The organism is Streptomyces sp. NBC_00846 (assembly GCF_045207325.1).
Taxonomy (GTDB): domain Bacteria; phylum Actinomycetota; class Actinomycetes; order Streptomycetales; family Streptomycetaceae; genus Streptomyces.
This window is the reverse complement of sequence record NZ_CP108846.1, coordinates 5656424-5682081: the sequence shown is the minus strand read 5'-3', so window position 1 is coordinate 5682081 and position 25658 is coordinate 5656424. Positions and strand designations below refer to the sequence as shown.

Genomic DNA, 25658 nt, shown 5'->3' with positions numbered 1-25658 from the left:
GGAGGGCTCGGCGGTCAGGCGCCGATGAGCTTGGCGAACTTCTCTTCGTACGCCGTCTCTTCCTCGGCTGTCAGGGAGCGGAAGGCGTGCGACCGGGCCGCCATCTCCTTGTCCGGAAGGATCAGGACGTTGTCGGCCATCGCCTGGTCGATCTTCGCCAGTTCGTCGCGCACACCATCGACCGGGCAGACGAAGTTGATGTATGCGGCGAGCTGGGCGGCGACCGACGGCTCGTAGTAGTGGTCGATGAGTTTCTCGGCGTTGGTCTTGTGCCGGGCCTTCACCGGGACGAGCAGGTTGTCGCTGGAAATGATGTAGCCGGCGGCCGGAATGGCGTACTTGATGTCCGGGTTTCCGGCCTGGAGCTGGATGATGTCGCCGGCCCAGGCGACACAGGCGGCGATGTCGCCCTTGTCGAGGTCGGCGGTGTAGTCGTTGCCCGTGAAGCGCCGGATCTGGTTCTTGTCGACGCCCTTCTGGATCCGGCCGATCGCGGCGTCGTAGTCGGCGTCGGTGAAGGTGCCGGGGTCCTTGCCCATGTCGAGCAGGGTCATCCCGATGGAGTCGCGCATCTCCGAGAGGAAGCTGACCCGCCCCTTGAGCTTCGGGTCGTCGAGCAGCTGGCTGACGGAGTCGACCTTGCGGCCGCCGGTCGCCTTGGCGTTGTAGGCGATGACGGTGGGGATGCCCGCCCACGGGTACGAGTGGGCGCGGCCGGGGTCCCAGTCGGGGGTGCGGAACTGGGCCGAGAGGTTGGCGTAGGCGTGCGGCAGGTTCGACGGATCGAGCTGCTGCGCCCAGCCGAGACGGACGATGCGGGCGGCCAGCCAGTCGGTGACGCAGATGATGTCGCGGCCGGTGTCCTGGCCGGCCGCGAGCTGCGGCTTTATCTTGCCGAAGAACTCGACGTTGTCGTTGATGTCCTCGGTGTACTTGACCTTGATCCCGGTGCGCTTGGTGAACGCCTCCAGGGTGGGCCGGTGCTTGCCGTCCTTGGTGACGTCCATGTACTCGGTCCAGTTGGAGAAGTTGACCTGCTTCTCCTCGGCCGAGTGGTCGTCCGAGGCCGCCGCGGCGTCCCCTTCCCGCATCGCGGGCGGGATGCCGCAGGCGCTCAGCGTCCCCAGCCCGCCGATCGCGAGCGCCCCCATGCCGGAGGCACGGAGTAGCGAGCGGCGGGTCAGGGCGCCCCGGCCACTGGTCAGACTGCGTCGCATCGCGGCCAGTTGGGCCGCGGAGAGCCGCTCGGGCTCGTACTGCTCCATGCGCGTTGCCCTTTCGGGTGTGTGTGGCCGGGGGCGGCCGGACTATCGGTCCCCGAAGATCGTGCGGTGCCAGTCCTTGCGGGCGACCGCGGTGTTGTCGTACATGACGTGCTTGACCTGCGTGTACTCCTCGAAGGAGTACGACGACATGTCCTTGCCGAAGCCGCTGGCCTTGTATCCGCCGTGCGGCATCTCGCTGATGATCGGAATGTGGTCGTTGACCCAGACGCAGCCCGCCTTGATCTCGCGGGTGGCGCGGTTGGCGCGGTACAGGTCGCGGGTCCAAGCGGAGGCGGCGAGTCCGTACGGGGTGTCGTTGGCGAGGCGGATGCCCTCGTCATCGGTGTCGAAGGGCAGCACGACGAGGACCGGACCGAAGATCTCCGACTGGACGATCTCGCTGTCCTGGGCGGCACCGGCGACCAGCGTCGGCCGGTAGTAGGCCCCGGCCGCCAGTTCACCGCCGGGCGCCTCGCCGCCGGTGACGACGGTGGCGTACGCGCGGGCGCGCTCGACGAAGCCGGCGACCCGGTCCCGCTGGGCGTGGCTGATCAGCGGGCCGAGGTCGGTCGACGGGTCGAAGGGGTCGCCGAGCTGGACGGTCTCCATCAGTTCGGCCACGCCCTGCACGAAGGCGTCGTAGAGGGGGCGCTGGACGTAGGCGCGGGTGGCGGCGGTGCAGTCCTGGCCGGTGTTGATGAGCGCCCCGGCGACCGCGCCGTGGACCGCGGCTTCGAGGTCGGCGTCGTCGAAGACGACGAAGGGTGCCTTACCGCCGAGTTCGAGGTGCAGGCGCTTGACGGTGGCGGTGGCGATCTCCGCGACCCGCTTGCCGACGGCGGTGGAGCCGGTGAAGGAGGTCATGACGACGTCGGGGTGGCCGACGAGGTGCTCCCCGGCGTCCTTGCCCGCGCCGGTGACGATGTTGATCACACCGTCCGGAATGCCGGCCTCGGCGGCCGCCTGGGCGAACATCAGCGAGGTCAGCGGGGTGATCTCGGCGGGCTTCAGCACGATGGTGTTGCCTGCGGCAACGGCCGGGAGGATCTTCCACGCGGCCATCTGGAGCGGGTAGTTCCAGGGTGCGATGGAGCCGATGACGCCGATCGCCTCACGGCGTACGTACGAGGTGTGGTCGCCGTCGTACTCGGCGGCCGACTTGCCCTCCAGGTGGCGGGCGGCGCCCGCGAAGAAGGAGGTGTTGTCGACGGTGCCGGGCACGTCGAACTCGGTGGAGAGCTTGATCGGCTTGCCGCACTGGAGGGACTCGACGTACGCGAAGTCGTCGGCCTGCTCGGCGAGGACGGCGGCGAAGCGGTGCATCGCCTCCGACCGTTCGGCCGGCGTCGCGCCCGACCAGCCGGGGAACGCCTCTCGGGCAGCCGCCACGGCTGCGTCGACGTCGGCGGTGCCCGCCAGTTCGTAGGTGTAGACGGTCTCGCCCGTCGCCGGGTTCACCACGTCGTGGTGTCGTCCCGATGTACCGGACCGCAGCTTTCCGCCGATGTACTGTGCGCCGTCCGCGAAGCGGTCCCGCACCTGGATGCCGTTGCCCATGACGTTCTCCTCCGCCGCACGCCCCGGAATGCGGCGGCGGCGTAGCTTCTGTTCGATTTGACTGCCGATCCTGACAGAGGAGGTCGACCTCAACAAGTGATTCCGTTGTTGCCTTTTGGTTACGCAACGGAATCTGTCGACCATGTGTCGCGTCGGTGCGGAATTCCCCGTACGGAGTGTCAGTGGCGGATGCCAGACTCGCGTGGCATGGAACACATGGACGGTCTTCTGGCGCGGACCCGGCGCGGCGAGAAAGTGAAGTACCTGTGCTTCTGGGGTCACCGCCCGCGGCCCGACGGCAGCGTCGGTGCGAGCTGCCTCAGTCAGTGGTGGCCGGCACCCTTCACGGTCGACGGCGTGACCTACGCGTCGGCCGAGCACTGGATGATGGCCGCGAAGGCCCGGCTGTTCGGTGACGCGGAGGCGCAGGAGCGGGCGGTGTCGGCGAAGAGCCCGGCCCAGGCGAAGAAGGTGGGCCGGCTGGTCCGCGGTTTCGACGAGGCGGTGTGGGAGCGCGAGCGGTACGCCCTGGTGGTGGCCGGCAGCGTCCACAAGTTCGGCCACCACCCGGAGCTGCGGGAGTTCCTGCTGAACACGGGGGACCGGGTCCTGGTCGAGGCGAGTCCCATGGACCGTGTCTGGGGCATCGGGCTGGCGGCGGACGACCGGCGCGCGGAGGATCCGGCGACCTGGCGGGGGCTGAATCTGCTGGGCTTCGCGCTGATGGACGCGCGGGCGGAGCTGCGCGCGCGATGAGCCGGGCCGGGGGCCGGGTGGGCCGGATTCCGCCCACCCGGCCCCCGGGTGGAGATGTTGTCGTTGCTACGGGGCTGCGGTGCGGGGCACCGACCGGCTACGACGCGTAGGGCTCCTCGTAGACGGTCTGGTCGCCGGTCGTGCCGCCCTCCTCGAAGTCGCCGCTCGCTATGCCCCAGATCATGAGTGCGAGGAACGCCCCACTGATGACGATGCCGATCGATCCGAGGATGATTCCGGCGAGCGCCATGCCGCCGTTGGTCGCCTCGTTCCGCCTGACCCTGCCGCGGCCGACGATGCCGAAGATCAGCGCGAGGACACCGAGAATGACCCCCAGGCCCCACATGCAGAACCCCACGACAGCGATGATGCCGAGCACCATCGCGGCGATGCCGAGACCGTTCGCGGGCGCCGGCCCGCCCCACGGCGTCTGGCCGTACCCGGGGTACCCCGGGTAGCCGCCGTGCTGCGGGACGGGCGCGGCCGGGTAGCCGTACTGTCCCGCGGCCGGCGGGACCGACTGGCCCGGTCCGTTCGGTGCGACGGGCGGTGGCGGCACCTCTCCCGGGCCGAACGCGGGACCCGAGCCGGGCACCGGCCCGGTCTGCGCTCCCGCGCCGAATCCCGGTGCCGTGGCGGGTGCGGGCCCGTCCCCGGCCCCCGGCATCGAGGTCACGGTCGGCTGATCGTGCACAGCAGGCTGCCGGGGATCGCCGGCCGGCTTCTCCAGCGGCACTCTGCTGTCCGGCGGAGCCCACGGATCGCGCGGCGTGCCCCCGCCCGCGGGCTGCTCTGTGTTGTCTGACATGGGCCTCCCCCATCGTGATCCCGTCATGCTACGGCCCGCCTGCGCCTCGCAGGAGGCGGCCTACGATGATCCCCGTCCCCTGCCCGGCCGAACCGCGCCCGGCACCCCCACCGTTCCACGCCCCGGAGAGTCCGATGCCCGATCTGCTCCCCTTCATCGCAGGGCTGCCCAAGGCCGAGCTGCATGTCCACCATGTCGGGTCCGCCTCGCCCCGTATCGTCGCCGAACTGGCCGCGCACCACCCCGACTCGAAGGTCCCCACCGACCCCGAGGCGCTGGCCGACTACTTCACCTTCACCGACTTCGGGCACTTCATCGACGTGTACCTCTCCGTCGTCGACCTGATCCGCACCCCGGAGGACGTCCGGCTGCTGACCTTCGAGGTCGCCCGCGACATGGCCCGGCAGAACATCCGGTACGCGGAGCTGACCGTCACCCCGTTCAGCTCGACCCGGCGCGGCATCCCGGAGCAGGGGTTCATGGAGGCGATAGAGGACGCCCGCAAGGCCGCGGAGAAGGAGCTCGGAGTCGTCCTGCGCTGGTGCTTCGACATTCCCGGTGAGGCCGGGCTCGAAGCGGCCGAGGAGACCACCCGGCTCGCCGTGGACCTACGGCCCGAGGGGCTCGTCTCGTTCGGGCTCGGCGGTCCGGAGGCCGGCGTGGAGCGCCCGCAGTTCAAGCCCTACTTCGACCGGGCGATCGCCGAGGGCCTGCACTCCGTGCCGCACGCCGGGGAGACCACCGGGCCGCAGACCGTCTGGGACGCGCTGACCCATCTGCGCGCCGAGCGCATCGGCCACGGCACCCACTCCGTCCAGGACCCGGAGCTGCTGGCCCACCTCGCGGAGCACCGCATCCCGCTGGAGGTCTGCCCGACGTCGAACATCGCGACCCGCGCGGTGGCGGACATCGAGAAGCACCCGGTCAGGGAGATGGTGCAGGCGGGCGTCCTGGTCACCATCAACAGTGACGACCCGCCGATGTTCGGCACCGACCTCAACAACGAGTACGGGGTGGCCGCCCGTCTGCTCGGTCTGGACGAGCGGGGCCTCGCCGCGCTGGCGAAGAACGCGGTCGACGCGTCGTACCTCGACGCGGCCGGCAAGCGGGCGCTTGCCGCCGAGATCGACGCGTACACGACGGACTGGCTGGAGCACACGGGCCGCTGAGCCGACGGCGGTGACAATGGCCCCATGGCCACCACTGTCACCGCCGTAGCCCATCGCGGCGATCCCTACCGTGCGCGCGAGAACACGCTCCCCTCGATCCGCTCCGCCCTCGAACGGGGAGCGGACGCGGTGGAGATCGATGTACGGGTCACCCGCGACGGCGTGCCGGTCCTGCTGCACGACGCCACGCTGAAGCGGCTGTGGGGCCACGATCTTCGCCTTGACCGGCTGAGCCACGAGGAGCTCACCGAGCTGACCGGGGGCGGGGTGCCCACCCTGCGCGAGGCGTTGCTCGCCGCCGGGACACACCGCCTCATGATCGATCTGCCCGGATCCACCGACGACTCCGTGACGAGGACCGTCGGCGTGGTGCACGAGTGCGAGGCCGGCGAGCGGGCGTACTACTGCGCGGGCTCCGAGGCCATGCTGCGGGTGCGGGCCGCCGACCCGGCCGCCGAGATCGCCCTGACCTGGACGACGCTCGCGCCGCCGCGCCCCGCACTGCTCGACGCGGTGCGGCCGCGGTGGCTGAACTACCGGTTCGGCCTGGTGGACCGGGAGCTGACGGACCGGCTCCACCGGGACGGGCTGCTGGTCTCCGCCTGGACCGCCGACACCAAGCGCACCATGCGCCGCCTCGTGCAACAGGGGGTCGACTCGATCACCACCAACCGGGTCGCCGCCCTGCGCGGCGTCCTCACCGGCTCCTCGGCCACCGGCTCCACTTGACCGGTCCGGCATCATGAGCGGCGCGGCATCGGCCGTATGCCGCGCCCGGAACCGGAGGAGCACAGACGGGACCGAAGACCGCCCCGTCCCCGCCCCCGACCGCATCCGTTCCGACATCGCGCAAGGCCTATCTGCGGGCGGTGGAGGACCGGGCCCGGCAGTTGAGCTGACGCGCCGCATCGAGGCCGAGCAGGCGGCGGCCCGCGAACGGGCCCGGATCGCGCGGGAGATGCACGACATCCTCTCGCACGCGGTGAGCCTGGTGATCCGTGCAGACGGAAGCCGGTCCGGTGGCGTTCCACACCGCTCCGGAGCGCGCCGAGGCGGCGTTCGACGCGATCTCGGAGACGGGACGGGACGCCGGTCCGGCACTATCTGCCGGAGCTGATCCCGGTGGCTCACAAGAAGGTCACGGTGCGTCAGCTGCTGAACCACACCAGCGGCATCCCGTCCGTCGGCTCCGGCGGCGACAACCACGGCTACCAGGTCTTCGCAGGGGTCGTCGGGGACGAGAGCTGCGCGACGTGTCGGTGTGGGGCGACGGAGTCCTGGGCGGCGGGTGATCTGATCTCCACCACCGCCGATCTGGAGCGGTTCACCCAGGCCCTGTTTCGCGGGCAGGTGGTGCGCGGGCCACTGCTGGAGGAGATGTTCACGCTGCCCGACGCGTCGGTGCGCGAGTACGGCACGGGCGGGCCCGCAGCCCACAGCGCCGGTCTGTCGGTGATGAGACTGGGCGGGCGCGAGGTGTGAGGAAAGACGGGTGGCCGCTGGGGCTACAACACGGCCGTCGCGGCCACCCGTGATCTCTCCCGGACGCTCGTCTGCAGCGTCAACGCGACGGACGCCAAGGGCGAGGACATGAATGCCACGGCGCTGAACATCGTGGTGGCAGCCTTCGGCGCCCCGTCGGCCGGGTGACTCGGACCGCGGGCGGCGGGCGGCGGCCCGGCTTGCGCCGGGCCCGGCGCCCGCTCCGGCACCTCCAGCTCTTCGATCACACGGCGCACGGTACGGCTACAGGCCGACGATGGAGTTCCACTTCTTCGAGAACTCGGTACGTTCCTCGGGCGTGAAGTCCCGGCTGCTCGCCAGCCGCTTGCGCATCGCGTCGTCGGGGAAGATCAACGGGTCCTCGGCGAGCCCGGCGGTCTCCTTGTCCTTGGACGAGGCCAGCACCTCCTGGGCGGCCGGGACGGGACAGACGTAGTTGACCCAGGCCGCGAGTTCGGCGGCGACCTCCGGCTCGTAGTAGTAGTCGATCAGCTTCTCGGCGTTGCGCTTGTGCCGGGCAAGGTTGGGGATCATCAGTGATTCCGCCCAGAGTTCGCCGCCCTCCTCGGGCACCACGAACTCGATCTCCGGGTTGTCCGCCTGGAGCTGGATGATGTCGCCGGAGTACGCCTGGCAGGCGAGTACGTCGCCGGTCGACAGGTCCTTGATGTAGTCGTTGCCGGTGAAGCGGCGGATGTGCTTCTTCTTGACGAGCTTCTCGACCAGGTCGCAGACGTCGTAGAAGTCGTCCCGCTTCCAGCGGGTGACGTCGACCCCGTTGCCCTGCATCAGCAGCGCCAAGGACTCGTCGAGCCCGGACAGCAGCGTCACCTTGCCGCTCAGGTCGTCCGCCCACAGATCGCTCAGGTGCTTGATCTCGCGGCCGAGCTTCTTGCGGTTGTACGCGATACCGGTGATCCCGGACTGCCAGGGGACGCTGTGCATGCGGCCCTTGTCGAAGGCCGGTGAACGCAGCTGCGGATCCAGATACTTGGCGACATTGGGCTGCTTGGCCCGGTCCATCTCCTGCACCCAGCCGAGCTGTACGAACCGTGAGGACATCCAGTCACTCATGACGATCAGGTCCCGGCCGGTCTGCTGGTGGTTCATCAGCGAGGGGCTGATCTTCCCGAAGAACTCGTCGTTGTCGTTGATCTCCTCGGTGTACGCAACGGAGATCCCGGTCCGCTTGGAGAACGCGTCGAGGGTGGGACGCTTCGTCGGGTTCTCGTCGTCGGTGTCGATGTAGAGCGTCCAGTTCGCGAAGTGCAGGGAGTGGTCGCTCGCGGAGGCGTCGCGTCCGGCGCGGTCACCGGGCTGCACATAGGCGGCGGGCACTCCGCAGCCGGCCAGCGTGACTCCGGCTGCTCCGGCCCCGAAGGCGCGCAGCAGGGACCGGCGGGACATGGGGTTCTTCGGGATTGCTCGCACCTGCGCAGGATGCCGGTCCGATGAGGGTGTGGGCAATGGACCAACCGTCCAGCAGCACCCGCTCCGTCCGCACACCCTGTCGATTCCCGCGGAACGGAGACGGCCCCGGGCTCGCACCCGGGGCCGTACGCGACAACGGACGAGGCGTCAGTCGTCGAGCGAGGTCATGACGTGCTTGATGCGGGTGTAGTCCTCGAAGCCGTACGCGGAGAGGTCCTTGCCGTAGCCGGACTTCTTGAATCCGCCGTGCGGCATCTCGGCGACGAGCGGAATGTGGGTGTTGATCCACACGCAGCCGAAGTCGAGGTTCTTGGACATCCGCATGGCGCGGGCGTGGTTCTTGGTCCATACCGAGGAGGCCAGGGCGTACTCGACACCGTTGGCGTACGCGACGGCCTGGGCCTCGTCGGTGAACTTCTGGACGGTGATGACGGGGCCGAAGACCTCGTTCTGGATGATCTCGTCGTCCTGCTGGAGGCCGGAGACGACGGTCGGGGCGTAGAAGTAGCCCTTCTCGCCGACCCGGTGGCCGCCCGCCTCGACCTTGGCGTGGGCGGGGAGGCGGTCGATGAAGCCGCTGACCTGCTTCAGCTGGTTGGCGTTGTTGAGCGGGCCGTACAGCACGTCCTCGTCGTCCGGCTGCCCGGTCTTCGTGTCGGCGGCAGCCTGGGCGAGGGCGGTGACGAACTCGTCGTGGATGGACTCGTGGACCAGGACACGGGTCGCGGCCGTACAGTCCTGGCCCGCGTTGAAGAAGCCCGCGACGGAGATGCCCTCGACGGCCTTGGCGATGTCGGTGTCCTCGAACACGACGACCGGGGCCTTGCCGCCGAGCTCCAGGTGGACCCGCTTGACGTCCTTGGCGGCGGACTCGGCGACCTGCATACCGGCCCGTACCGAACCGGTGATGGAGGCCATCGCCGGGGTCGGGTGCTCGACCATCGCGCGGCCGGTGTCACGGTCGCCGCAGATGACGTTGAAGACGCCCTTGGGGAGGATCTGGCCGATGATCTCGGCGATCAGCACGGTCGACGCCGGGGTGGTGTCGGACGGCTTGATCACGACGGTGTTGCCCGCGGCGAGCGCCGGGGCGAACTTCCAGACGGCCATCATCATCGGGTAGTTCCACGGCGCGACCTGGGCGCAGACACCGACCGGCTCGCGCCGGACGATCGAGGTGAGGCCCTCCATGTACTCACCGGCCGAGCGGCCTTCGAGCAGCCGCGCGGCGCCCGCGAAGAAGCGGATCTGGTCCACCATCGGCGGGATCTCTTCGGTGCGGGTGAGCTCGATCGGCTTGCCCGTGTTCTCCGACTCGGCGGCGATGAGGTCCTCGGCGCGCTCCTCGAAGGCGTCCGCGATCTTCAGCAGGGCCTTCTGGCGCTCGGCAGGCGTGGTGTCCCGCCAGGCGGGGAAAGCGGCCGCGGCGGCTTCCATCGCGGCATCGACATCGGCCTGGCCGGAGAGCGGGGAGGTCGCGTAGACCTCTTCCGTCGCCGGGTTGACCACGTCGATGGTCCGCCCGTCAGCGGCGTCCCGGAACTCTCCGTTGATGTAGTTGCGCAGACGGCGCACCTCGGTGGTCACAACCACCCCTCCTGTCGACACGTCCAGTGGATGAGATGACCACCCTAGTCGCTCAGGTGACGCTTTCGACATGCCCAACCGCCGTGAACTTCGGATTCAGTGAGATCTAGACCCTCAGACAACGAATTTCATCGATCTGGGGTTGCCAGACAGACGAGTCCCGGTGCACAGTGGATGCGTGGCCAGTCGCAGCGCAGACTCCAGGACCGGGAGCGGATCGTCCCCAGCGGTCGATGCCGTGTCCCTCGCAATCATCGAGCAGCTCCAGGAGGACGGACGTCGTCCGTACGCCGCGATCGGCAAGGCTGTCGGCCTCTCCGAGGCGGCCGTACGACAGCGTGTTCAGAAGTTGCTCGACCAGGGCGTGATGCAGATCGTCGCCGTCACGGACCCGCTCACCGTGGGCTTCCGGCGGCAGGCGATGGTCGGGATCAATGTCGAGGGAGACCTCGACCCCGTCGCGGAAGCCCTGTCGGCCATGGCCGAGTGCGAGTACGTGGTGATGACCGCGGGCTCCTTCGACCTGATGGTGGAGATCGTCTGCGAGGACGACGACCACTTGCTGGAAACGATCAACAAACGCATCCGGGCCATCCCCGGCGTGCGCTCCACCGAGAGCTTCGTGTACCTGAAGCTCAAGAAGCAGACCTATATGTGGGGAACCCGATAGCCGTGAGCAAGGACCTCAGCCGAACCGCGTACGACCACCTGTGGATGCATTTCACCCGCATGTCGGACTACGAGAACGCGCCCGTTCCCACCATCGTGCGTGGCGAGGGCACCTACATCTACGACGACCAGGGCAAGCGCTACCTCGACGGCCTCTCCGGCCTGTTCGTGGTCAACGCCGGTCACGGCCGTCACGAGCTCGCCGAGGCGGCGTACAAGCAGGGCCAGGAGCTCGCCTTCTTCCCGGTGTGGTCCTACGCCCACCCGAAGGCCGTCGAGCTGGCCGAGCGGCTCGCCGACTACGCGCCGGGCGACCTCAACAAGGTCTTCTTCACCACCGGTGGCGGCGAGGCCGTCGAGACCGCCTGGAAGCTGGCCAAGCAGTACTTCAAGCTCCAGGGCAAGCCGACCAAGTACAAGGTCATCTCCCGCGCGGTCGCCTACCACGGCACTCCGCAGGGCGCCCTGTCGATCACCGGTCTGCCGGCCCTGAAGGCCCCCTTCGAGCCGCTGGTCCCCGGCGCGCACAAGGTGCCGAACACCAACATCTACCGCGCCCCGATCCACGGCGACGACCCCGAGGCCTTCGGCCGCTGGGCCGCCGACCAGATCGAGCAGGAGATCCTCTTCGAAGGCCCCGAGACCGTCGCCGCGGTCTTCCTGGAGCCGGTGCAGAACGCCGGCGGCTGCTTCCCGCCGCCGCCCGGATACTTCCAGCGCGTGCGCGAGATCTGCGACAAGTACGACGTGCTGCTCGTCTCCGACGAGGTCATCTGCGCCTTCGGCCGTCTCGGCACGATGTTCGCCTGCGACAAGTTCGGCTACGTGCCGGACATGATCACCTGCGCCAAGGGCATGACCTCGGGCTACTCCCCGATCGGTGCCTGCATCGTCTCGGACCGCATCGCCGCGCCGTTCTACGAGGGCGACAACACCTTCCTGCACGGCTACACCTTCGGTGGCCACCCGGTCTCCGCCGCGGTGGGTCTCGCCAACCTCGACGTCTTCGAGCGCGAGGGCCTCAACCAGCACGTCCTGGACAACGAGAACGCCTTCTTCACGACGCTGCAGAAGCTGCTCGACCTGCCGATCGTCGGCGACGTCCGCGGCAACGGCTTCTTCTACGGCATCGAGCTGGTGAAGGACAAGGCCACCAAGGAGACCTTCACCGACGAGGAGACCGAGCGCGTCCTGTACGGGTTCCTCTCCAAGGCGCTGTACGACAACGGCCTGTACTGCCGGGCCGACGACCGCGGCGACCCGGTCGTCCAGCTCGCCCCGCCGCTGGTCTCCGACCAGTCGACGTTCGACGAGATCGAGGGCATTCTGCGGACCGTCCTCACCGAGGCGTGGACCAAGCTCTGACAGCGCTGCGACCGGCAGGCCGACCACGAATCGGCCGGCCGATCGCCCCTGTCCGCCGGCCCGGCGGGCCGGGTTCCGTCCTGCGGTGATCCACCGGACGGAACCCGCGGCTTGACCCCCGCTTGACCACCGGATGACCGGCTCGCAGCGGTCGTCTTCATACGGTCCACACGGCCCGGATGCCCCCATTCGAGTGGGAAGGGGTGCACCCGGGCCGTGTGCTGTGCCCACACCGCGGTTCGAATCCTTACGGTGCCGAGTGACCGATCGGCCCCCTCTTCGTTCCCCCGTACGGGGGAACGGGAATTACGATCTGAACCGAGGTGTACGCCATGGTGGCCCCGCCGGACAACGACGTGATCTGGGCGCGTTCCCTGCAGCACTCCCACAACGGCTCACCCGCCCTCGGCGGCGTCTCCGTGGGCGTCCGCGACGGCGAGATCCTCGCCGTGACCGGCCCCAGGGGCAGCGGCAAGACGACCCTGCTGCACTGCCTGTCCGGTCAACTCGTGCCCCAGCAGGGCGAGGTGTGGTTCAACAGCGTCCCCGTCCACACCATGGGCCCCCGGCTGCGCGAACGGCTGCGCCGCGACAGGTTCGGCTGGATCGCCCCCGAGCCCCAGCTCGTACCGGAGCTGAACGCCTGGGAGAACGTGGCCCTTCCGCTGCTGCTGCGCGGCACTTCGCACCGGGAGGCGAAGAAGACCGGCCTGGACTGGCTGGAGCGGCTCGACATCGGCGCGTGTGCCAGGAAGCGACCGCACGCGCTGCCCCAGGGGCAGTGCCAGCGGATCGCCGTGGCCCGCGCGCTGGCCGCCTCACCCGCGGTGATCTTCGCCGACGAACCGACCGCGACCCTGCACTGCACCGACCGGTCCCATGTGCTGCGCACGCTCACCAGCGCGGCGCGTTCGCACGGCATCACCGTCGTGCTGGCCACCCATGACGCGGAGGTCGCCGCCCTCGCCGACCGTGCGGTCCCGCTGCTGGACGGCCGCCGCGTCGCCACCGTCGACCTGCCCGCCGTATCCGATGCGGAGGGCCGCTCGGCGTGCTCGCTCTCCGTCTAGCCCGGGGTTCCCATCCGCTGGTCCTGATGCGGCGGCTGCTGGTCGCGGCCGCGTCCGCCGGGGTCGGCTTCCTGCTGCTGTGCGCCCTGGGCTACGCGTCGGGGCACCCGGCGCATTCCACCGGGGCCGTGCTGCGCCTGTTGTGGTGCTTCGTGCCGCTCGCCGCCACCGTGCAGTTCGCGGTCGCGGTGGCCCGCACGGATCCGAGTACCCGGCCGCGTTCCGGGCTGTCCGCCGTGGGCCTCGGGCCGGTGAAGCTCACGGTGCTCGCCGCGGTCTCCACCGCCGTCTCCTGCAGCCTCGGGTCGATGGTGGCGCTCCTGCTCTTCCTCCATCTGCGCGGTGATCTGTCCGGACTGCCGTTCGACGGCGCGGCGGCCGGGCTGCTCGCCGCGGACGCCCCGCTGCCACTCGCGGCGGTGCTCGTGCTGCTGGCCCTGGTCCCGGTGTCCGCGGCGACGGCGAGCGCGCTGGCGCTGCGCAACCGGCCGGTCTCGACAACGTCCGGGGTCTCGGCGACGATCGGGGACGACGACCCCGTGGACGCCCTGCCTCAGGACCTGCCGCCGGCACCGGCGGCGCCCCCGACGGGGTTGCCGTGGGGGGTGGCGCTGACCTCGGCCGGCCTCGCTGTCGAGGCGTACATGGGCGGCGGCGACGGGCGCGGCCTGCTCCCCCTCCCCGGCAGGCTCGATGCCACCCCGGCCGGAGTACTGGCGGGCTGGACGCTGACGGCGATCGGCCTGGCCATGGCAGGCCCCGGTCTGGCGTATCTGTGCGGGCGGCTCCTGCAGGCGGTGCGCCCCGGCGCCGTACGCCTGCTGGCCGGCCGGGTGCTGATGACCGAGGCGCGCCGGATCGGCGGGCCGCTCGGTGTGGTCTGCGCGGTGCTCTCCTCGGTGGCCGCCGCCTACGCGCTGTACGGGACGGCGCCGCGCCCCTTCGGCCCGCTCACGGAACTGGGCGCGGTGCTCGTCCTCGGCTGCACCACGGCAACGCTGCTGACCTCGGCGCTGGAGGCCCGGCAGGACCGCACCCGGACGGCGCAGGCGCTGCTGACGCTCGGCGTCCCCGCCTCGGCGCTCCGGGCCGCGACAGCGCTGCGCGCAGCCGCGCTGCTGCTCGTCTTCGCCCCGCTGACCTGGCTGATCGCCGAGCTGGCGGCGCTGCCACTGACGGCGTGAGGACGCCGCCTCCGGGCGGCGCCCGCGCACCTGGGCCGCTACGTAGCATGACACCGTGGAGAAGCCGGACGACAGCAAACCCGTACCCGGCCCGTCGGGGTCGACGGGTCCGACCGGCCCATCGGGGTCATCCGGCCTATCGGGACCGTCCGGCCCATCGGGACCGTCCGGTCCACCCACTCCATCGGGTCCGTCCGGTCCGGAAATCGAGTCGCTCGCCGCGTTCGATTCGGCGGTCGCCGCCGGAACGCTGGCCGGACAACGGGTCCAGTCCGTCGACCTCACGGACCGCAGCGCCGCTCTGCTGGCCGCCGACACGTCCGGCACGGTCTTCCTCGGCTGCCGGATGGCGCCCGAAGCGGCGGCGAAGGTCCGGGCCGACGGCGCGATCGTCTTCCCGCCGGTGCCCGGGCTGCCCTTCGATCCGTACCGGGGTCTGCTCTACTCCCCCGACGCGCTCTACGAAGGGCTGACGGACGGCGGCTACTCGGCGACGCCCGATGCCCGCGCGTACCGCTGGTTCCAGGAGACCCGGGCGAGTGGCGACGCCTTCGCGTCGATGCTGCGCGCGCTCCACGACGACGCGGTCTCCGACGCGCTCGACGAACACCTTGTCGGCGCCCGCGTCGTCGGGGTGATGGGCGGCCATGCCACCGCTCGCGGCAGCGCGCGGTACGCGGCGGCGGCCCGGCTCGGCCGGGCCCTGGCCCGGGGCGGCCTGACCGTGGCGACCGGCGGGGGGCCGGGCGCGATGGAGGCCGCGAACCTCGGGGCGTACGCGGCGCCGCACCCCGATCCGATGCTGGACGAGGCCTGCGGGATGCTGGCCGCGACCCCCTCGTTCCTCCCGTCGGTCACCGCGTGGGCGCTGGCCGCCTTCGCCGTACGGGAACGCTGGCCGGGCGGCGGCGGCTCGGTGTCGATCCCCACCTGGTTCTACGGACAGGAGCCGCCGAACCCGTTCGCCGACAACATCGCCAAGTACTTCGCCAACGCCCTGCGCGAGGACGGACTGCTCGCCCGCTCCACGGCGGGAGTGATCTTCCTGCCCGGCGCGGCCGGCACCGTACAGGAGATCTTCGGCAACGCGACGCCGAACTACTACGGCTCGCGCGGCGGACCGACCCCGATGGTGCTGGTCGGCCGCACGCACTGGACCCGGGAGCTGCCCGCCTGGCCGCTGCTGCGCGCGCTGGCCGACGGCCGGACGATGGGATCCCGAATCGCGCTCGTGGACACGGTGGACGAGGCGCCCGAGGCGCTCGCCCGGTTGTCGGCGGACCCGCGGCCGGGAGCCGGCCGCTAACCGGAAAACGGAACCGGTTCAGAGGGACGCGAGACGGGCCACCAGTGCGTCGAAGAAGGCCTCCCAGCCGTCCTCGGCCGCCGCGTACTGCTCGGCCGTGAGGTTGCCGCCGCGCTGCGTGAACACCATTTCCGTGGTCCTGGCGCCCCGGTCGGTGAACGTGACCGTGACGGTCTCGCCCTCGATGTCGGCGGGCGCGGTGGCATCCTTCAGCGTAAAAACCAGCCGCTCCGGCGCGACCACCTCGCGGTAGACCCCGTGGAACGGCATCTCGGTGCCCGGCACCACGATGACCAGGCTCCAGGCGCCGCCCGGCCTGACGTCCATCGACAACCGGTCGAGCGGAACCTCGGCGTCCCCGCCGTACCAGGCGGCGAAGTGCTCGGGGGTGGTCCACGCTTCGAAGACGCGTTCCCGCGGAGCGTCGAGGACGCGGGTGATGTCGATACCCTCGCGTGCTGAACCGGTCATTGTTCCCGTCCTTACGATGAGTCGTTCCGGACCTTCCGCGTGTCCCCTCCAGCTTGCACGGACACCATGGGAAACGGCGGACGGAACCGTCGGACGCCGCTCGGCCGGTCCAGTGGACGCGGCCACCGCCGGGCCACGCGAGTCCGGTCGAAGGGGCATGACCCGGATACGCCGCACTGATACGGGCCGGGTTCGCCCTTACCGCATGGCGGGCTACTCGACGAATGAGGAAGATCCGCCTCCCCACTGGAACGAGGACTCAGCAGGGCTCAGGGGAACTCGCCAGACGTCGCCGCGCGCTGGTCGACGGCTCTGCGCGCTGCGGCCGGCGAGCCTGAGTGGTTCGCCCGGTCGCGCGAACAGCCCTGCGCCACTTCCCTTTCGAATCCGGACAGCAGCGCGTCGAGCGCGAAGTCGAAGCGCGCCCCGGTCACGGCATCGCCCGCTTCCCGGGCGGCGCGCACCAGCAGCGGGTAGGCGCAGTACGACCCTCAGAAGGCAGCGGGCAGGACAACGGTCTCCGTCGCGTCGAAGCCGACCCCGACCGCCGCGCCCTCCTCCGGCGCGTCCCTCAGCGCGCACTCCGCCTCCAGCACCGGAGCACCTTCCGGGATCAGCTGGACGGCGACGTGGTTGCCCCGGAACGTACGCCTCCCGACCGTGCAGCGCAGCCCGTCGTCCGGGGCACCGATCCGGACGCCGGCCGGGCGCACCAGCAGATCGCACGCCCCCTGCGGCGAGCCTTCGGGCACCGGCACCGTGCCCCACACCGTGTCGGCGGCCGTGCCGGTCACTGTCGCCTCCACCACGTTGTCGAAGCCGAGAAACCGGGCGACGAAGGCGGAGGCGGGCCGCTGCCAGACCTCCAGCGGGGTGCCCACCTGGGCGATCCGCCCGTCGCGCATCACCACGACCCGGTCGGCGAGGGCGAACGCCTCTCCCTGGTCGTGGGTGACGGCGAGCACCGTCGTACCCAACCGCCCGAAGAGCGTGCGCAGTTCGACAACGAGCCGTTCACGCAGGCCGCGGTCGAGCTGGCCGAGCGGCTCGTCCAGCATCAGCAGCTTGGGGCGTGGAGCGAGCGCCCGTGCGAGGGCGACACGCTGCTGCTCGCCACCGGACAGCGCGGCGACGGCCCGCCGTTCGGCGCCGGGCAGGCCCACCAGGTCGAGGAGTTCGCCGACCCGGTGCTCCTGATCGCGCCGCGACACCCCGCGCATCCGCAGCCCGAAGGCGACGTTGGCGCCGACGTCCCGGTGCGGAAACAGCTGGTGGTCCTGGAACATCAGGCCGAGACCGCGCCGGTGTACCGGCACCCCCGCCTGGTCCGCGCCGTCCAGCAGCACCCGGCCACCGTCCGGCGGACGCAGTCCGGCGACCACCCTCAGCAGCGTCGACTTGCCGCTGCCGCTCGGCCCCAGTACGCATACGATCTCGTGCTCGGCGACCTCCAGATCCACCCGGTCGAGCGCCGCACGCTCGCCGAAGCGAACCGTGGCCGATTCCAGTGTCAGCATCTCTAGAACTCCCCGGACCGGTCCGTGCGAATACGTTCGAGCAGCAGCAGCGACACCGCGCAGACCACCATCAGAAGGGTGCTGAGGGCCATCGCCTGGCCGTAGTTGAGCTCCCCGGCCCGTCCCAGCAGCCGGGCCACGGCGACCGGCAGCGTCGGGCGGTCGGGCCGCGCGATGAACACCGTCGCGCCGAACTCACCGAGCGACACCGCGAACGCGAAGCCGGCCGCGACCAGCAACGCCCTTCGCACCAGCGGCAGATCGACTTCCCGCCAGGCCCGCAGGGGCGACGCGCCGAGCACCGCGGCCGCCTCCCTCAGTCGGCCGTCCACCGCGCGCAGGACCGGCAGCATGGTCCGTACGACGAAGGGCACGCCGACCAACGCCTGGGCGAGCGGCACCAGAATCCACGAAGTCCGCAGATCCAGCGGGGGCTTGTCCAGGGTGATCAGGAAACCGAAGCCGACGGTGACCGCGGACACCCCGAGCGGCAACATCAGCAAGGCGTCGAAACCGCGCACGAGCCGGCCCGTGCGCCGGGTCAGCGCCGCGGCGGCGAGCCCGCCGACGACCAGCGCGATGACCGTCGCGACCAGTGCGTACTGAATGGAGTTCCAGACCGCTTCGAGCGGCGCGACCAGGAACGTACCGCCGCCCGCGTCCACGGACCCCAGGGCACGGTAGTAGTCGAGGCCGTGGCCGCCGGGCGTGGCCAGTGAGCGCTCCACCAGCACCCCGAGCGGCAGCAGGATCAGCACCAGCACGGACAGCAGCACCCCGCAGAGCAGCGCCCATTGCGCGGCACCGCGCGGCCTGCGGGCGGTCTGCGCGGGGTCGACCAGTTTCAGGGCGGTCTCCCTGCGCCGTACGGTCCACGCGTGCACGGCGAGGATCGCGCCGACCGCGGCGAACTGCACCAGCGTCAGCACGGCGGCCGTCGGCAGGGCGAGCAGTTGGGCGGTCTGCCGGTAGATCTCCACCTCCAGCGTGGCGTATCCCGGACCGCCGAGGATCTGCACGACGCCGAAAGAGGTGAAGGTGAAGAGAAAGACCATCAACGCGGCGGCGGCCACGGCGGGTGCGAGGGCCGGCAGGGTGACCCGCCGCCAGGCGGCGAACCGCCCGGCTCCCAGCACCCGGGCGGCTTCCTCCTGCCGCGGGTCGAGCTGTGACCACAACCCGCCCACGGTCCGTACGACCACCGCGTAGTTGAAGAAGACATGGGCGAGCAGAATCGCCCAGACGGTGGTGTCGAGGCGCACGCCCCAGAGCTCGTCCATGAACCCGCCGCGTCCCACCAGTGCCAGGAAGGCTGTCCCGACGACAACGGTCGGCAGGACGAACGGCACGGTGACGACCGCCCGCAGCAGTTGTTTGCCGGGGAAGTCGAAGCGGGCGAAGACATAGGCGCCGGGCAGTGCGATCAGCAGGGTCAGCGCGGTCGAGGCGAGCGCCTGCCAGGTGGTGAACCAGAGGACGTCACGGATGTCCGGCCGGGTCAGCACCTCGCCGATCCGGCCGAACTGCCAGACGCCGTCAGCCTTCAGGCCACGGCCGACGATCGCGGTGACCGGATAGGCGAAGAACAGGGCGAAGAACGCGACGGGCAGGGTCATCAGGCCGAGCCGCGCCGCGCCCCCGCGCCGCGCCTTCGCGCGCGCGACGTCCGCGTGCCCGGAGCGGCCGCGCGGCTCCTCACCACGCGGCCCGTCCCGGTGCGCACCCGTCCCGCCCGGGCCCGTCCCGCCCGGGCCCTGCCCGCCCGCGCCCGTTCCGCGTACGGGCGTCTTCGCTACTTCACTACGAGCGAGGACCACGACTGGACCCACTGCTCACGGTTCTTGGAGATCTGGTCCGGGGCGACGGTCGTCGGCCTGTCCACCGTTGCACCGAACTTCGTGAAGAGCTCCGGCAGTTTCGCGCCCTTGGTGACCGGGTTCACGAACATGTTGAGCGGCATGTCCTCCTGGAACCTCTTGCTGATCAGGAAGTCCAGCAGGGCCTTGCCGCCCGCCTCGTTCTTCGCGCCGCTCAGCAGCCCCGCGAACTCGATCTGGCGGAAGCAGGTCCCGGTGGCGACCCCGGTCGGGGCGGCAGTGGGCTGCGGCTTCGCGTAGAGCACCTCGACGGGCGGGCTGGAGGCGTACGAGACGACGAGCGGCCGGTCGGCCTTGGCGTTCTTGCCGCCCGCGGAGCCGGAGAACTCCTCGTTGTACGCCTGCTCCCAGCCGTCGACGACCTTGACGCCGTTGCTCTTCAGCTTCTTCCAGTAGCCCTGGTAGCCCTTCTCGCCGTAGGTCGCGACGGTGCCGAGGAGGAAGCCGAGGCCGGGCGAGGAGGTCTGGGCGTTCTCGGTGACGAGGAGGTTCTTGTACGCGGGCTTCGTCAGGTCCTCGAAGGACTGCGGCGGCGCGAGCTTCTTGTCGGCGAAGTACTTCTTGTCGTAGTTGACACAGATGTCGCCGGTGTCGATCGGCGTGACCCGGTGCTCGGTGGCGTCGAGTTGGGTATCGGACGCCACCTGGTCGATGCCCTTCGCCGCGTACGGCGTGAAGAGACCGCTGCCGAGGGCGCGGGAGAGCAGGGTGTTGTCGACGCCGAAGAACACGTCACCGCGCGGGGAGCCCTTGGTCAGGATCTCCTGGTTGAGCGCGACACCCGCGTCGCCGCTCTTCAGTACCTTGACGGTGTAGCCGGTCTGCTCGGTGAACTCCTTCAGCACGTCCTTGGAGGCGTTGAAGGAGTCATGGCTGACGAGCGTCACGGTCTTCGAGCCCGAGCTCTTCTCGGAGCCGGAACCGGAGTCCGACGTATCGGAACTCCCGCATCCGGCAAGCGCGGTGACGCCGAGCGCGGCGGCAACGGCCGTCGCCGCGAGCTGCTTGGTCCTGCGCGTGGTGCTCATTGTGGATTCCTCCTGGGTTTTGGCCAGGAAGAGACGCGGCCCTGCCCACGGGAGGCGGGCAGGGCGCAACAGCATGAGTTGATGACCGAACTTCCTACCCGGAATGACCCGGGCGAGGTTCAGAGGGTCTGCGGCCGACCTGTCCTCGGTGCCGCACTCTCAGCGCTGTGGCGCTCCCCTGTCGGAATATGAAGTTGATTCTATGAAGTTGATTTCAGGCCCAGGTTACACGGGCCGTTCCGGCCTCAGCGCTCGGCCGCCGCCAACTGCCCGCAGGCGCCGTCGATCTCCTGGCCGCGGGTGTCCCGCACGGTCACCGGCACCCCGTGTGCCGCGATCGCCTCGACGAAGGCCTTCTCGTCCTCGGGACGCGACGCGGTCCACTGGGACCCGGGCGTGGGGTTCAGCGGGATCAGGTTGACGTGCACCCGCCTCCCCTTGAGGAGCCGGCCGAGCCGATCGCCGCGCCATGCCTGGTCGTTGATGTCCCGGATCAGCGCGTACTCGATGGAGATGCGACGGCCGGACTTCTCCGCGTACTCCCACGCGGCGTCCAGCACCTCACGCACCTTCCACCGCGTGTTCACGGGGACGAGCGTGTCGCGCAGCTCGTCGTCCGGGGCGTGCAGCGACACGGCGAGACGGCACTTGAAGCCCTCGTCGGCGAAGCGGAGCATCGCGGGCACCAGGCCGACGGTGGAGACGGTGATCCCGCGCTGCGAGAGCCCCAGCCCGTCCGGCTCCGGGTCGGTCAGCCGGCGGATCGCGCCGACGACCCGCTTGTAGTTGGCCAGCGGTTCACCCATGCCCATGAAGACGATGTTGGAAAGCCGCGCCGGGCCTCCCGGGACCTCCCCGTCGCGCAGCGCCCGCATGCCGTCCACGATCTGGTGCACGATCTCGGCGGTCGACAGATTGCGGTCGAGACCGGCCTGTCCCGTGGCGCAGAAGGGGCAGTTCATCCCGCATCCCGCCTGTGACGAGATACACATCGTCACCCGCTCCGGGTAGCGCATCAGGACGGACTCGACGAGCGTCCCGTCGTGCAGCTTCCACAGCGTCTTACGGGTGGTGTCGTCGTCGCAGCTGATGTGGCGGACCACGGACATCAGATCGGGGAACATCGCTTCGGCGAGCTTGTCCCGCGAACCGGCCGGGATGTTGGTCCACTCCGCCGGGTCGTGCGCGTACCGCGCGAAGTAGTGCTGCGAGAGCTGCTGGGCGCGGAACGGCTTCTCGCCGATCGCGGCAACGGCTTCCTTGCGCTCGGCGGGCGTGAGGTCGGCGAGATGCCGCGGCGGCTTCTTGGCTCCGCGGGGCGCGACGAAAGTGAGTTCTCCGGGCTTAGGCATGGTCCATCCAGTGTCGCAGACAGAACAGTGAGGGCCCGCCGCCCTGTGGACAACGGACCCTCACTCGCAAAAGCCCAGGTCAGGAAGGTAGAGCTCGGGGGATCAGCCGGAGCCCACGAACAGCACCAGCAGCAGCCAGACCACTGGGGCGGTCGGCAGCAGCGAGTCCAGCCGGTCCATGATGCCGCCGTGCCCCGGCAGCAGCGTGCCCATGTCCTTGATTCCGAGGTCCCGCTTGATCATCGACTCGCCCAGGTCACCGAGGGTGGCGGTGGCCGCGACCGCGAGCCCCAGCAGCAGCCCCTGCCACCAGGAACCGCCGTCGATCAGGAACTGCATGCACAGCGCACCGGCGGCCATCGCGAAGGCGACGGCCCCGAACAGGCCCTCGCGGGTCTTCCCGGGGCTGATGCGCGGCGCGAGCTTGTGCTTCCCGAAGCGCCAGCCGACGGCGTACGCGCCCGTGTCGCTGACCACGGTCAGCAGCAGGAAGGTGAGCACCCGCTGCGGTCCGTCGTCCGCGGTCAGGAGCATGGCCACGAAGGTGGCCAGGAACGGCACGTAGAACGCGGCGAACACGCCGGCCGTGACGTCCTTGAGGTAGCCCTCCGGAGGCTCGGTCATCCGCCAGACGAGCACCGCGAGCGCGGTCAGCGCCATCGCCACCCAGGCGCCCTCGGCACCCCGCGCGTATCCGGCCACGACCATCGCAGCGCCACCGACCGCCAGCGGGATGAGCGGCGCCTTGATGCCCTTGCGCTCCTCCAGCCGGGAGGTGAGCTCCCACAGGCCCACGACGACGGCGACGGCGATCACACCGACGAAGACGGCCTTCACGATGAACAGCGAGGCGACGATGACGGCGCCGAGCCCCACACCGACCCCTATGGCGGCTCGCAGGTCACGACCCGCACGTTTCTTCTGCGGGGGAGGCGGCGCGGTGGACATGGGCTCCTGCGGCTTCTCGTCGCGGAACAGGGGGCCGCCGCTCAGGCGTGCGGCCCCCCGGTCCCGGTCATCACGGTCGTCAGCGTCTCTACCTGCGTCGGGGGCGTCCGGCACGATGGGCATGGGCCGAGTCTGCTGGGCGCCATGCACATCGTATGCAGAACCCGCCGGAGCTGCCTGCGTCTCGGGCGGACCCCAGTGGCCGGCTCTCTGCGGGGCGCCCCAGGAAGAGTCATTCATCAGACTTCGAGCAGCTCGGCTTCCTTGTGCTTGAGCAGCTCGTCGACCTGTGCGACGTACTTCGCGGTGGTGTCGTCGAGTTCCTTCTCGGCGCGACGCACCTCGTCCTCGCCGGTCTCCTTGTCCTTGACCAGCTTGTCGAGAATCTCCTTGGCCTTGCGGCGCACGGCCCGGATGGAGATCTTGGAGTCCTCGGCCTTCGTCTTCGCGACCTTGATGTACTCGCGACGACGCTCCTCGGTGAGGTCCGGGAAGGTCACTCGGATGATATTGCCGTCGTTGCTCGGGTTGACGCCGAGATCCGAGTCGCGGATGGCCTGTTCGATGTTGCGCAGCGCGGTCTTGTCGAACGGCGTCACGACGGCCATGCGCGGCTCGGGCACCGAGAACGAGGCGAGCTGGTTGATCGGGGTCAGCGCGCCGTAGTAGTCGGCGACGATCTTGTTGAACATCGCCGGGTGGGCACGGCCGGTACGGATCGCGGCGAAGTCCTCCTTCGCGACGACGACGGCCTTCTCCATCTTCTCCTCGGCCTCAAGGAGGGTTTCTTCGATCACCACGTGCTCCTGCGTGTCTTGAGTGGGCCCGGCGTGCTCGGGCCCGGCGGGTCCTGGGTCGCGTCCTCACCTGCACGGTGTCCGACCGGCAGGCCGTTGTCCATCCTTCGGAACCTGTCCCGGGGTGTTCCCCACAGGCCCCGGGCCCTCCCGCGGCTTCCCGGGAAGACCCCCCGGTTCTCAGGCCCGGGTGCCCTGGTCACTCACGAGCGTGCCGATCTTCTCACCCTTGACCGCGCGGGCGATATTGCCCGTGGCGGTCAGTTCGAAGACGAGGATCGGCAGCTGGTTGTCACGGCAGAGCGTGATGGCGGTGGCGTCGGCGACCTTGAGATCGCGGGCGAGCACCTCGCTGTACTCAAGGGCGTCGAACTTCACCGCGTCGGGGTTGGTCTTCGGGTCGGAGTCGTAGACCCCGTCCACGCCGTTCTTACCCATGAGGAGCGCCTGGGCGTCGATCTCCAGGGCGCGCTGGGCGGCGGTGGTGTCGGTGGAGAAGTACGGCATCCCCATACCGGCGCCGAAGATGACGACGCGGCCCTTCTCCAGGTGGCGCACGGCGCGCAGCGGGATGTACGGCTCCGCGACCTGTCCCATGGTGATGGCGGTCTGGACCCGGGAGTCGATGCCCTCCTTCTCCAGGAAGTCCTGGAGAGCCAGGCAGTTCATGACCGTGCCGAGCATGCCCATGTAGTCGGACCGGGCCCGGTCCATGCCGCGCTGCTGAAGTTCGGCACCGCGGAAGAAGTTGCCGCCGCCGATGACAATCGCGATTTCCGCGCCGCCGCGGACGACTGCCGCGATTTCCCGGGCGATGGCGTGTACGACGTCGGGGTCTACGCCGAGACCTCCGCCGCCTGCGAACGCCTCTCCGGACAGCTTCAGCATGAAGCGTCCGGGCACCTTGCCGTCCTCGCGCTTGTGGTCACCTTTGGCGGCGTCCGCGCCCTTGTTCATGGAGATTCTCCTCGTGCACATACGAAGAAGGCCATTGCCGGTGGGTCTGGTGTCCCTCAGCGGCAATGGCCTCCTCGTCAGATCTGCGGTCGTACGGCATGAGTGCGGCCGACGACTGCACTGGACCCTAACGGGGTCCACCGTTGTTCGCGGACGGACTCAGATGCCGACCTTGATGCGCGAGAAGCGCTTCAGGGCGACACCGGCCTCGTCCAGAACCTTCTGGACAGACTTCTTGTTGTCCTTGGCGAACGCCTGCTCCAGGACGACGACGTCCTTGAAGAAACCATTGACGCGACCCTCGACGATCTTCGGAAGGGCGGCCTCCGGCTTGCCCTCCTCGCGAGAGGTGGCCTCGGCGACACGACGCTCGTTCTCGACCGTCTCGGCCGGGACCTCGTCGCGGTTGAGGTACTTCGGGGCGAAGGCGGCGATGTGCTGCGCGACGTCCTTGGCGGCCTCGGCGTTCTCCTTGTCGAGCTCGACCAGGACACCGACCTGCGGCGGGAGGTCGGGCATCGTGCGGTGCATGTACGCAGCCACGTAACCGCCGGTGAACTGCGTGAAGCGGTCCAGGACGATCTTCTCGCCGAGGTTGGCGTTGGCCTCGTCGACGTACGCCTGAACGGTCTTGCCGGCCTCGATCTCGGAGGCGAGCAGCTCGGCCAGGTCGGCCGGGGAGGTCGCGGCGACGTGGGCGGCGAGCGTGTTGGCGACGGTCTGGAACTTCTCGCCCTTGGCGACGAAGTCCGTCTCGCACTTCAGCTCGAGCAGAACGCCGGAGGTCTTGTCCTCGGAGATGAGGGAGACGACGGCGCCGTTCTCGGCAGAACGGCCCTCGCGCTTGGCGACGCCCTTCTGACCCCTGATACGGAGCGCCTCGACGGCCTTGTCGACGTTGCCCTCGGCCTCGTCGAGCGCCTTCTTGCAGTCCATCATGCCGGCGCCGGTCAGCTCGCGGAGCTTCTTGACGTCAGCGGCGGTGTAGTTCGCCATGAGTCTGTGTTTCTCTCTCGAAGTCTGAAAGATCTACGGGTAAAC

Annotated in this window: 25 protein-coding genes, 1 pseudogene and 1 riboswitch; of the genes and pseudogenes, 10 read left to right on the top strand and 16 right to left on the bottom strand. The window is 69.9% G+C overall.

Translation table 11 applies throughout. The annotated features are described in order from the left end of the window. Positions 1-14: 14 nt before the first annotated feature. Both OG936_RS26205 and OG936_RS26200 read right to left on the bottom strand, forming a co-directional pair. Positions 15-1265 (bottom strand): spermidine/putrescine ABC transporter substrate-binding protein, encoded by a 1251-nt coding sequence (locus OG936_RS26205; RefSeq protein WP_406497894.1) that lies wholly within the window; start codon positions 1263-1265, stop codon positions 15-17. A gap of 42 nt (positions 1266-1307) precedes the next feature. After that, the gene (locus OG936_RS26200; protein ID WP_406497892.1) at positions 1308-2822 is read right to left on the bottom strand and encodes a gamma-aminobutyraldehyde dehydrogenase; all 1515 of its coding nucleotides are present in this window, start codon (positions 2820-2822) and stop codon (positions 1308-1310) included. A 216-nt stretch (positions 2823-3038) separates the two neighbouring features. Between OG936_RS26200 and OG936_RS26195 the strand changes: the two genes are divergently transcribed. Then, positions 3039-3578, top strand: coding sequence for an NADAR family protein (locus tag OG936_RS26195; protein WP_406500618.1), 540 nt, complete (start codon positions 3039-3041; stop codon positions 3576-3578). Between the two features lie 97 nt (positions 3579-3675). Here the strand turns inward: OG936_RS26195 and OG936_RS26190 are convergent, their stop codons facing one another. After that, positions 3676-4386, bottom strand: a complete 711-nt coding sequence (locus OG936_RS26190; protein ID WP_406497890.1) for a DUF4190 domain-containing protein — start codon at positions 4384-4386, stop codon at positions 3676-3678. A gap of 134 nt (positions 4387-4520) precedes the next feature. Between OG936_RS26190 and OG936_RS26185 the strand changes: the two genes are divergently transcribed. From OG936_RS26185 to OG936_RS26170, 4 genes and pseudogenes are all read left to right on the top strand, one after another. After that, positions 4521-5555 carry an adenosine deaminase gene (locus OG936_RS26185; RefSeq protein ID WP_406497888.1) on the top strand — a complete coding sequence of 345 codons (1035 nt, stop codon included), beginning with the start codon at positions 4521-4523 and terminating at the stop codon, positions 5553-5555. A 24-nt stretch (positions 5556-5579) separates the two neighbouring features. Continuing rightward, positions 5580-6284 (top strand): glycerophosphodiester phosphodiesterase, encoded by a 705-nt coding sequence (locus tag OG936_RS26180; RefSeq protein WP_406497886.1) that lies wholly within the window; start codon positions 5580-5582, stop codon positions 6282-6284. 175 nt (positions 6285-6459) lie between these two features. Next, positions 6460-6646 (top strand): annotated as a pseudogene (locus tag OG936_RS26175) (histidine kinase); the annotation flags it as partial. Positions 6647-6677: 31 nt separating this feature from the next. Next, the gene (locus tag OG936_RS26170; RefSeq protein ID WP_406497884.1) at positions 6678-7037 is read left to right on the top strand and encodes a hypothetical protein; all 360 of its coding nucleotides are present in this window, start codon (positions 6678-6680) and stop codon (positions 7035-7037) included. A gap of 23 nt (positions 7038-7060) precedes the next feature. On the opposite strand, the gene OG936_RS26165 is transcribed toward OG936_RS26170, so the two are convergent. From OG936_RS26165 to OG936_RS26155, 3 genes are all read right to left on the bottom strand, one after another. Beyond that, positions 7061-7285 carry a hypothetical protein gene (locus tag OG936_RS26165; RefSeq protein ID WP_406497883.1) on the bottom strand — a complete coding sequence of 75 codons (225 nt, stop codon included), beginning with the start codon at positions 7283-7285 and terminating at the stop codon, positions 7061-7063. A gap of 16 nt (positions 7286-7301) precedes the next feature. After that, positions 7302-8465: a PotD/PotF family extracellular solute-binding protein gene (locus OG936_RS26160; RefSeq protein ID WP_406500617.1), complete on the bottom strand. Its 1164-nt coding sequence runs from the start codon at positions 8463-8465 to the stop codon at positions 7302-7304. Between the two features lie 171 nt (positions 8466-8636). After that, positions 8637-10076, bottom strand: coding sequence for a gamma-aminobutyraldehyde dehydrogenase (locus OG936_RS26155; RefSeq protein ID WP_406497881.1), 1440 nt, complete (start codon positions 10074-10076; stop codon positions 8637-8639). 163 nt (positions 10077-10239) lie between these two features. On the opposite strand from OG936_RS26155, the gene OG936_RS26150 reads away from it, so the two are divergent. From OG936_RS26150 to OG936_RS26130, 5 genes are all read left to right on the top strand, one after another. Continuing rightward, positions 10240-10746 carry an Lrp/AsnC family transcriptional regulator gene (locus OG936_RS26150; protein ID WP_266748981.1) on the top strand — a complete coding sequence of 169 codons (507 nt, stop codon included), beginning with the start codon at positions 10240-10242 and terminating at the stop codon, positions 10744-10746. Beyond that, positions 10731-12110, top strand: coding sequence for an aspartate aminotransferase family protein (locus OG936_RS26145; RefSeq protein WP_406497879.1), 1380 nt, complete (start codon positions 10731-10733; stop codon positions 12108-12110). Before OG936_RS26150 ends, OG936_RS26145 begins: the two co-directional genes overlap by 16 nt. Positions 12111-12442: 332 nt before the next feature. Then, positions 12443-13180, top strand: coding sequence for an ABC transporter ATP-binding protein (locus tag OG936_RS26140; RefSeq protein ID WP_406497877.1), 738 nt, complete (start codon positions 12443-12445; stop codon positions 13178-13180). Continuing rightward, positions 13162-14364, top strand: a complete 1203-nt coding sequence (locus OG936_RS26135; protein ID WP_406497875.1) for a hypothetical protein — start codon at positions 13162-13164, stop codon at positions 14362-14364. Before OG936_RS26140 ends, OG936_RS26135 begins: the two co-directional genes overlap by 19 nt. Positions 14365-14569: 205 nt before the next feature. Next, a complete protein-coding gene (locus tag OG936_RS26130) occupies positions 14570-15670 on the top strand; it encodes an LOG family protein (RefSeq protein ID WP_406500616.1) in 1101 nt (366 codons plus the stop codon). A gap of 18 nt (positions 15671-15688) precedes the next feature. Here OG936_RS26130 and OG936_RS26125 read toward each other — a convergent pair whose 3' ends face one another. The 10 genes from OG936_RS26125 to tsf all read right to left on the bottom strand — a co-directional run bounded on the left by OG936_RS26125 (position 15689) and on the right by tsf (position 25613). Further along, positions 15689-16141 (bottom strand): SRPBCC domain-containing protein, encoded by a 453-nt coding sequence (locus OG936_RS26125; protein WP_266748977.1) that lies wholly within the window; start codon positions 16139-16141, stop codon positions 15689-15691. A 269-nt stretch (positions 16142-16410) separates the two neighbouring features. Further along, a complete protein-coding gene (locus OG936_RS26120; protein ID WP_406497874.1) occupies positions 16411-16605 on the bottom strand; it encodes a hypothetical protein in 195 nt (64 codons plus the stop codon). Positions 16606-16632: 27 nt separating this feature from the next. Continuing rightward, positions 16633-17658, bottom strand: a complete 1026-nt coding sequence (locus OG936_RS26115; RefSeq protein WP_406497872.1) for an ABC transporter ATP-binding protein — start codon at positions 17656-17658, stop codon at positions 16633-16635. A gap of 2 nt (positions 17659-17660) precedes the next feature. After that, a complete protein-coding gene (locus tag OG936_RS26110) occupies positions 17661-19274 on the bottom strand; it encodes an ABC transporter permease (protein WP_406500615.1) in 1614 nt (537 codons plus the stop codon). 176 nt (positions 19275-19450) lie between these two features. Further along, positions 19451-20563, bottom strand: coding sequence for a thiamine ABC transporter substrate binding subunit (locus OG936_RS26105; protein ID WP_406497870.1), 1113 nt, complete (start codon positions 20561-20563; stop codon positions 19451-19453). Positions 20564-20636: 73 nt separating this feature from the next. Then, positions 20637-20753, bottom strand: a riboswitch (TPP riboswitch). A gap of 55 nt (positions 20754-20808) precedes the next feature. Next, positions 20809-21915: a 23S rRNA (adenine(2503)-C(2))-methyltransferase RlmN gene (gene rlmN / locus OG936_RS26100; protein WP_383751571.1), complete on the bottom strand. Its 1107-nt coding sequence runs from the start codon at positions 21913-21915 to the stop codon at positions 20809-20811. 102 nt (positions 21916-22017) lie between these two features. Further along, positions 22018-23103: a phosphatidate cytidylyltransferase gene (locus tag OG936_RS26095; protein WP_406497868.1), complete on the bottom strand. Its 1086-nt coding sequence runs from the start codon at positions 23101-23103 to the stop codon at positions 22018-22020. After that, complete coding sequence (frr, locus tag OG936_RS26090) at positions 23103-23660, bottom strand: ribosome recycling factor (protein ID WP_406497867.1); 558 nt, start codon at positions 23658-23660, stop codon at positions 23103-23105. Before frr ends, OG936_RS26095 begins: the two co-directional genes overlap by 1 nt. 180 nt (positions 23661-23840) lie before the next feature. Continuing rightward, a complete protein-coding gene (pyrH, locus tag OG936_RS26085; RefSeq protein WP_266748968.1) occupies positions 23841-24617 on the bottom strand; it encodes a UMP kinase in 777 nt (258 codons plus the stop codon). Positions 24618-24776: 159 nt separating this feature from the next. Beyond that, positions 24777-25613, bottom strand: a complete 837-nt coding sequence (tsf, locus tag OG936_RS26080; protein ID WP_406497865.1) for a translation elongation factor Ts — start codon at positions 25611-25613, stop codon at positions 24777-24779. Positions 25614-25658 lie beyond the last annotated feature (45 nt).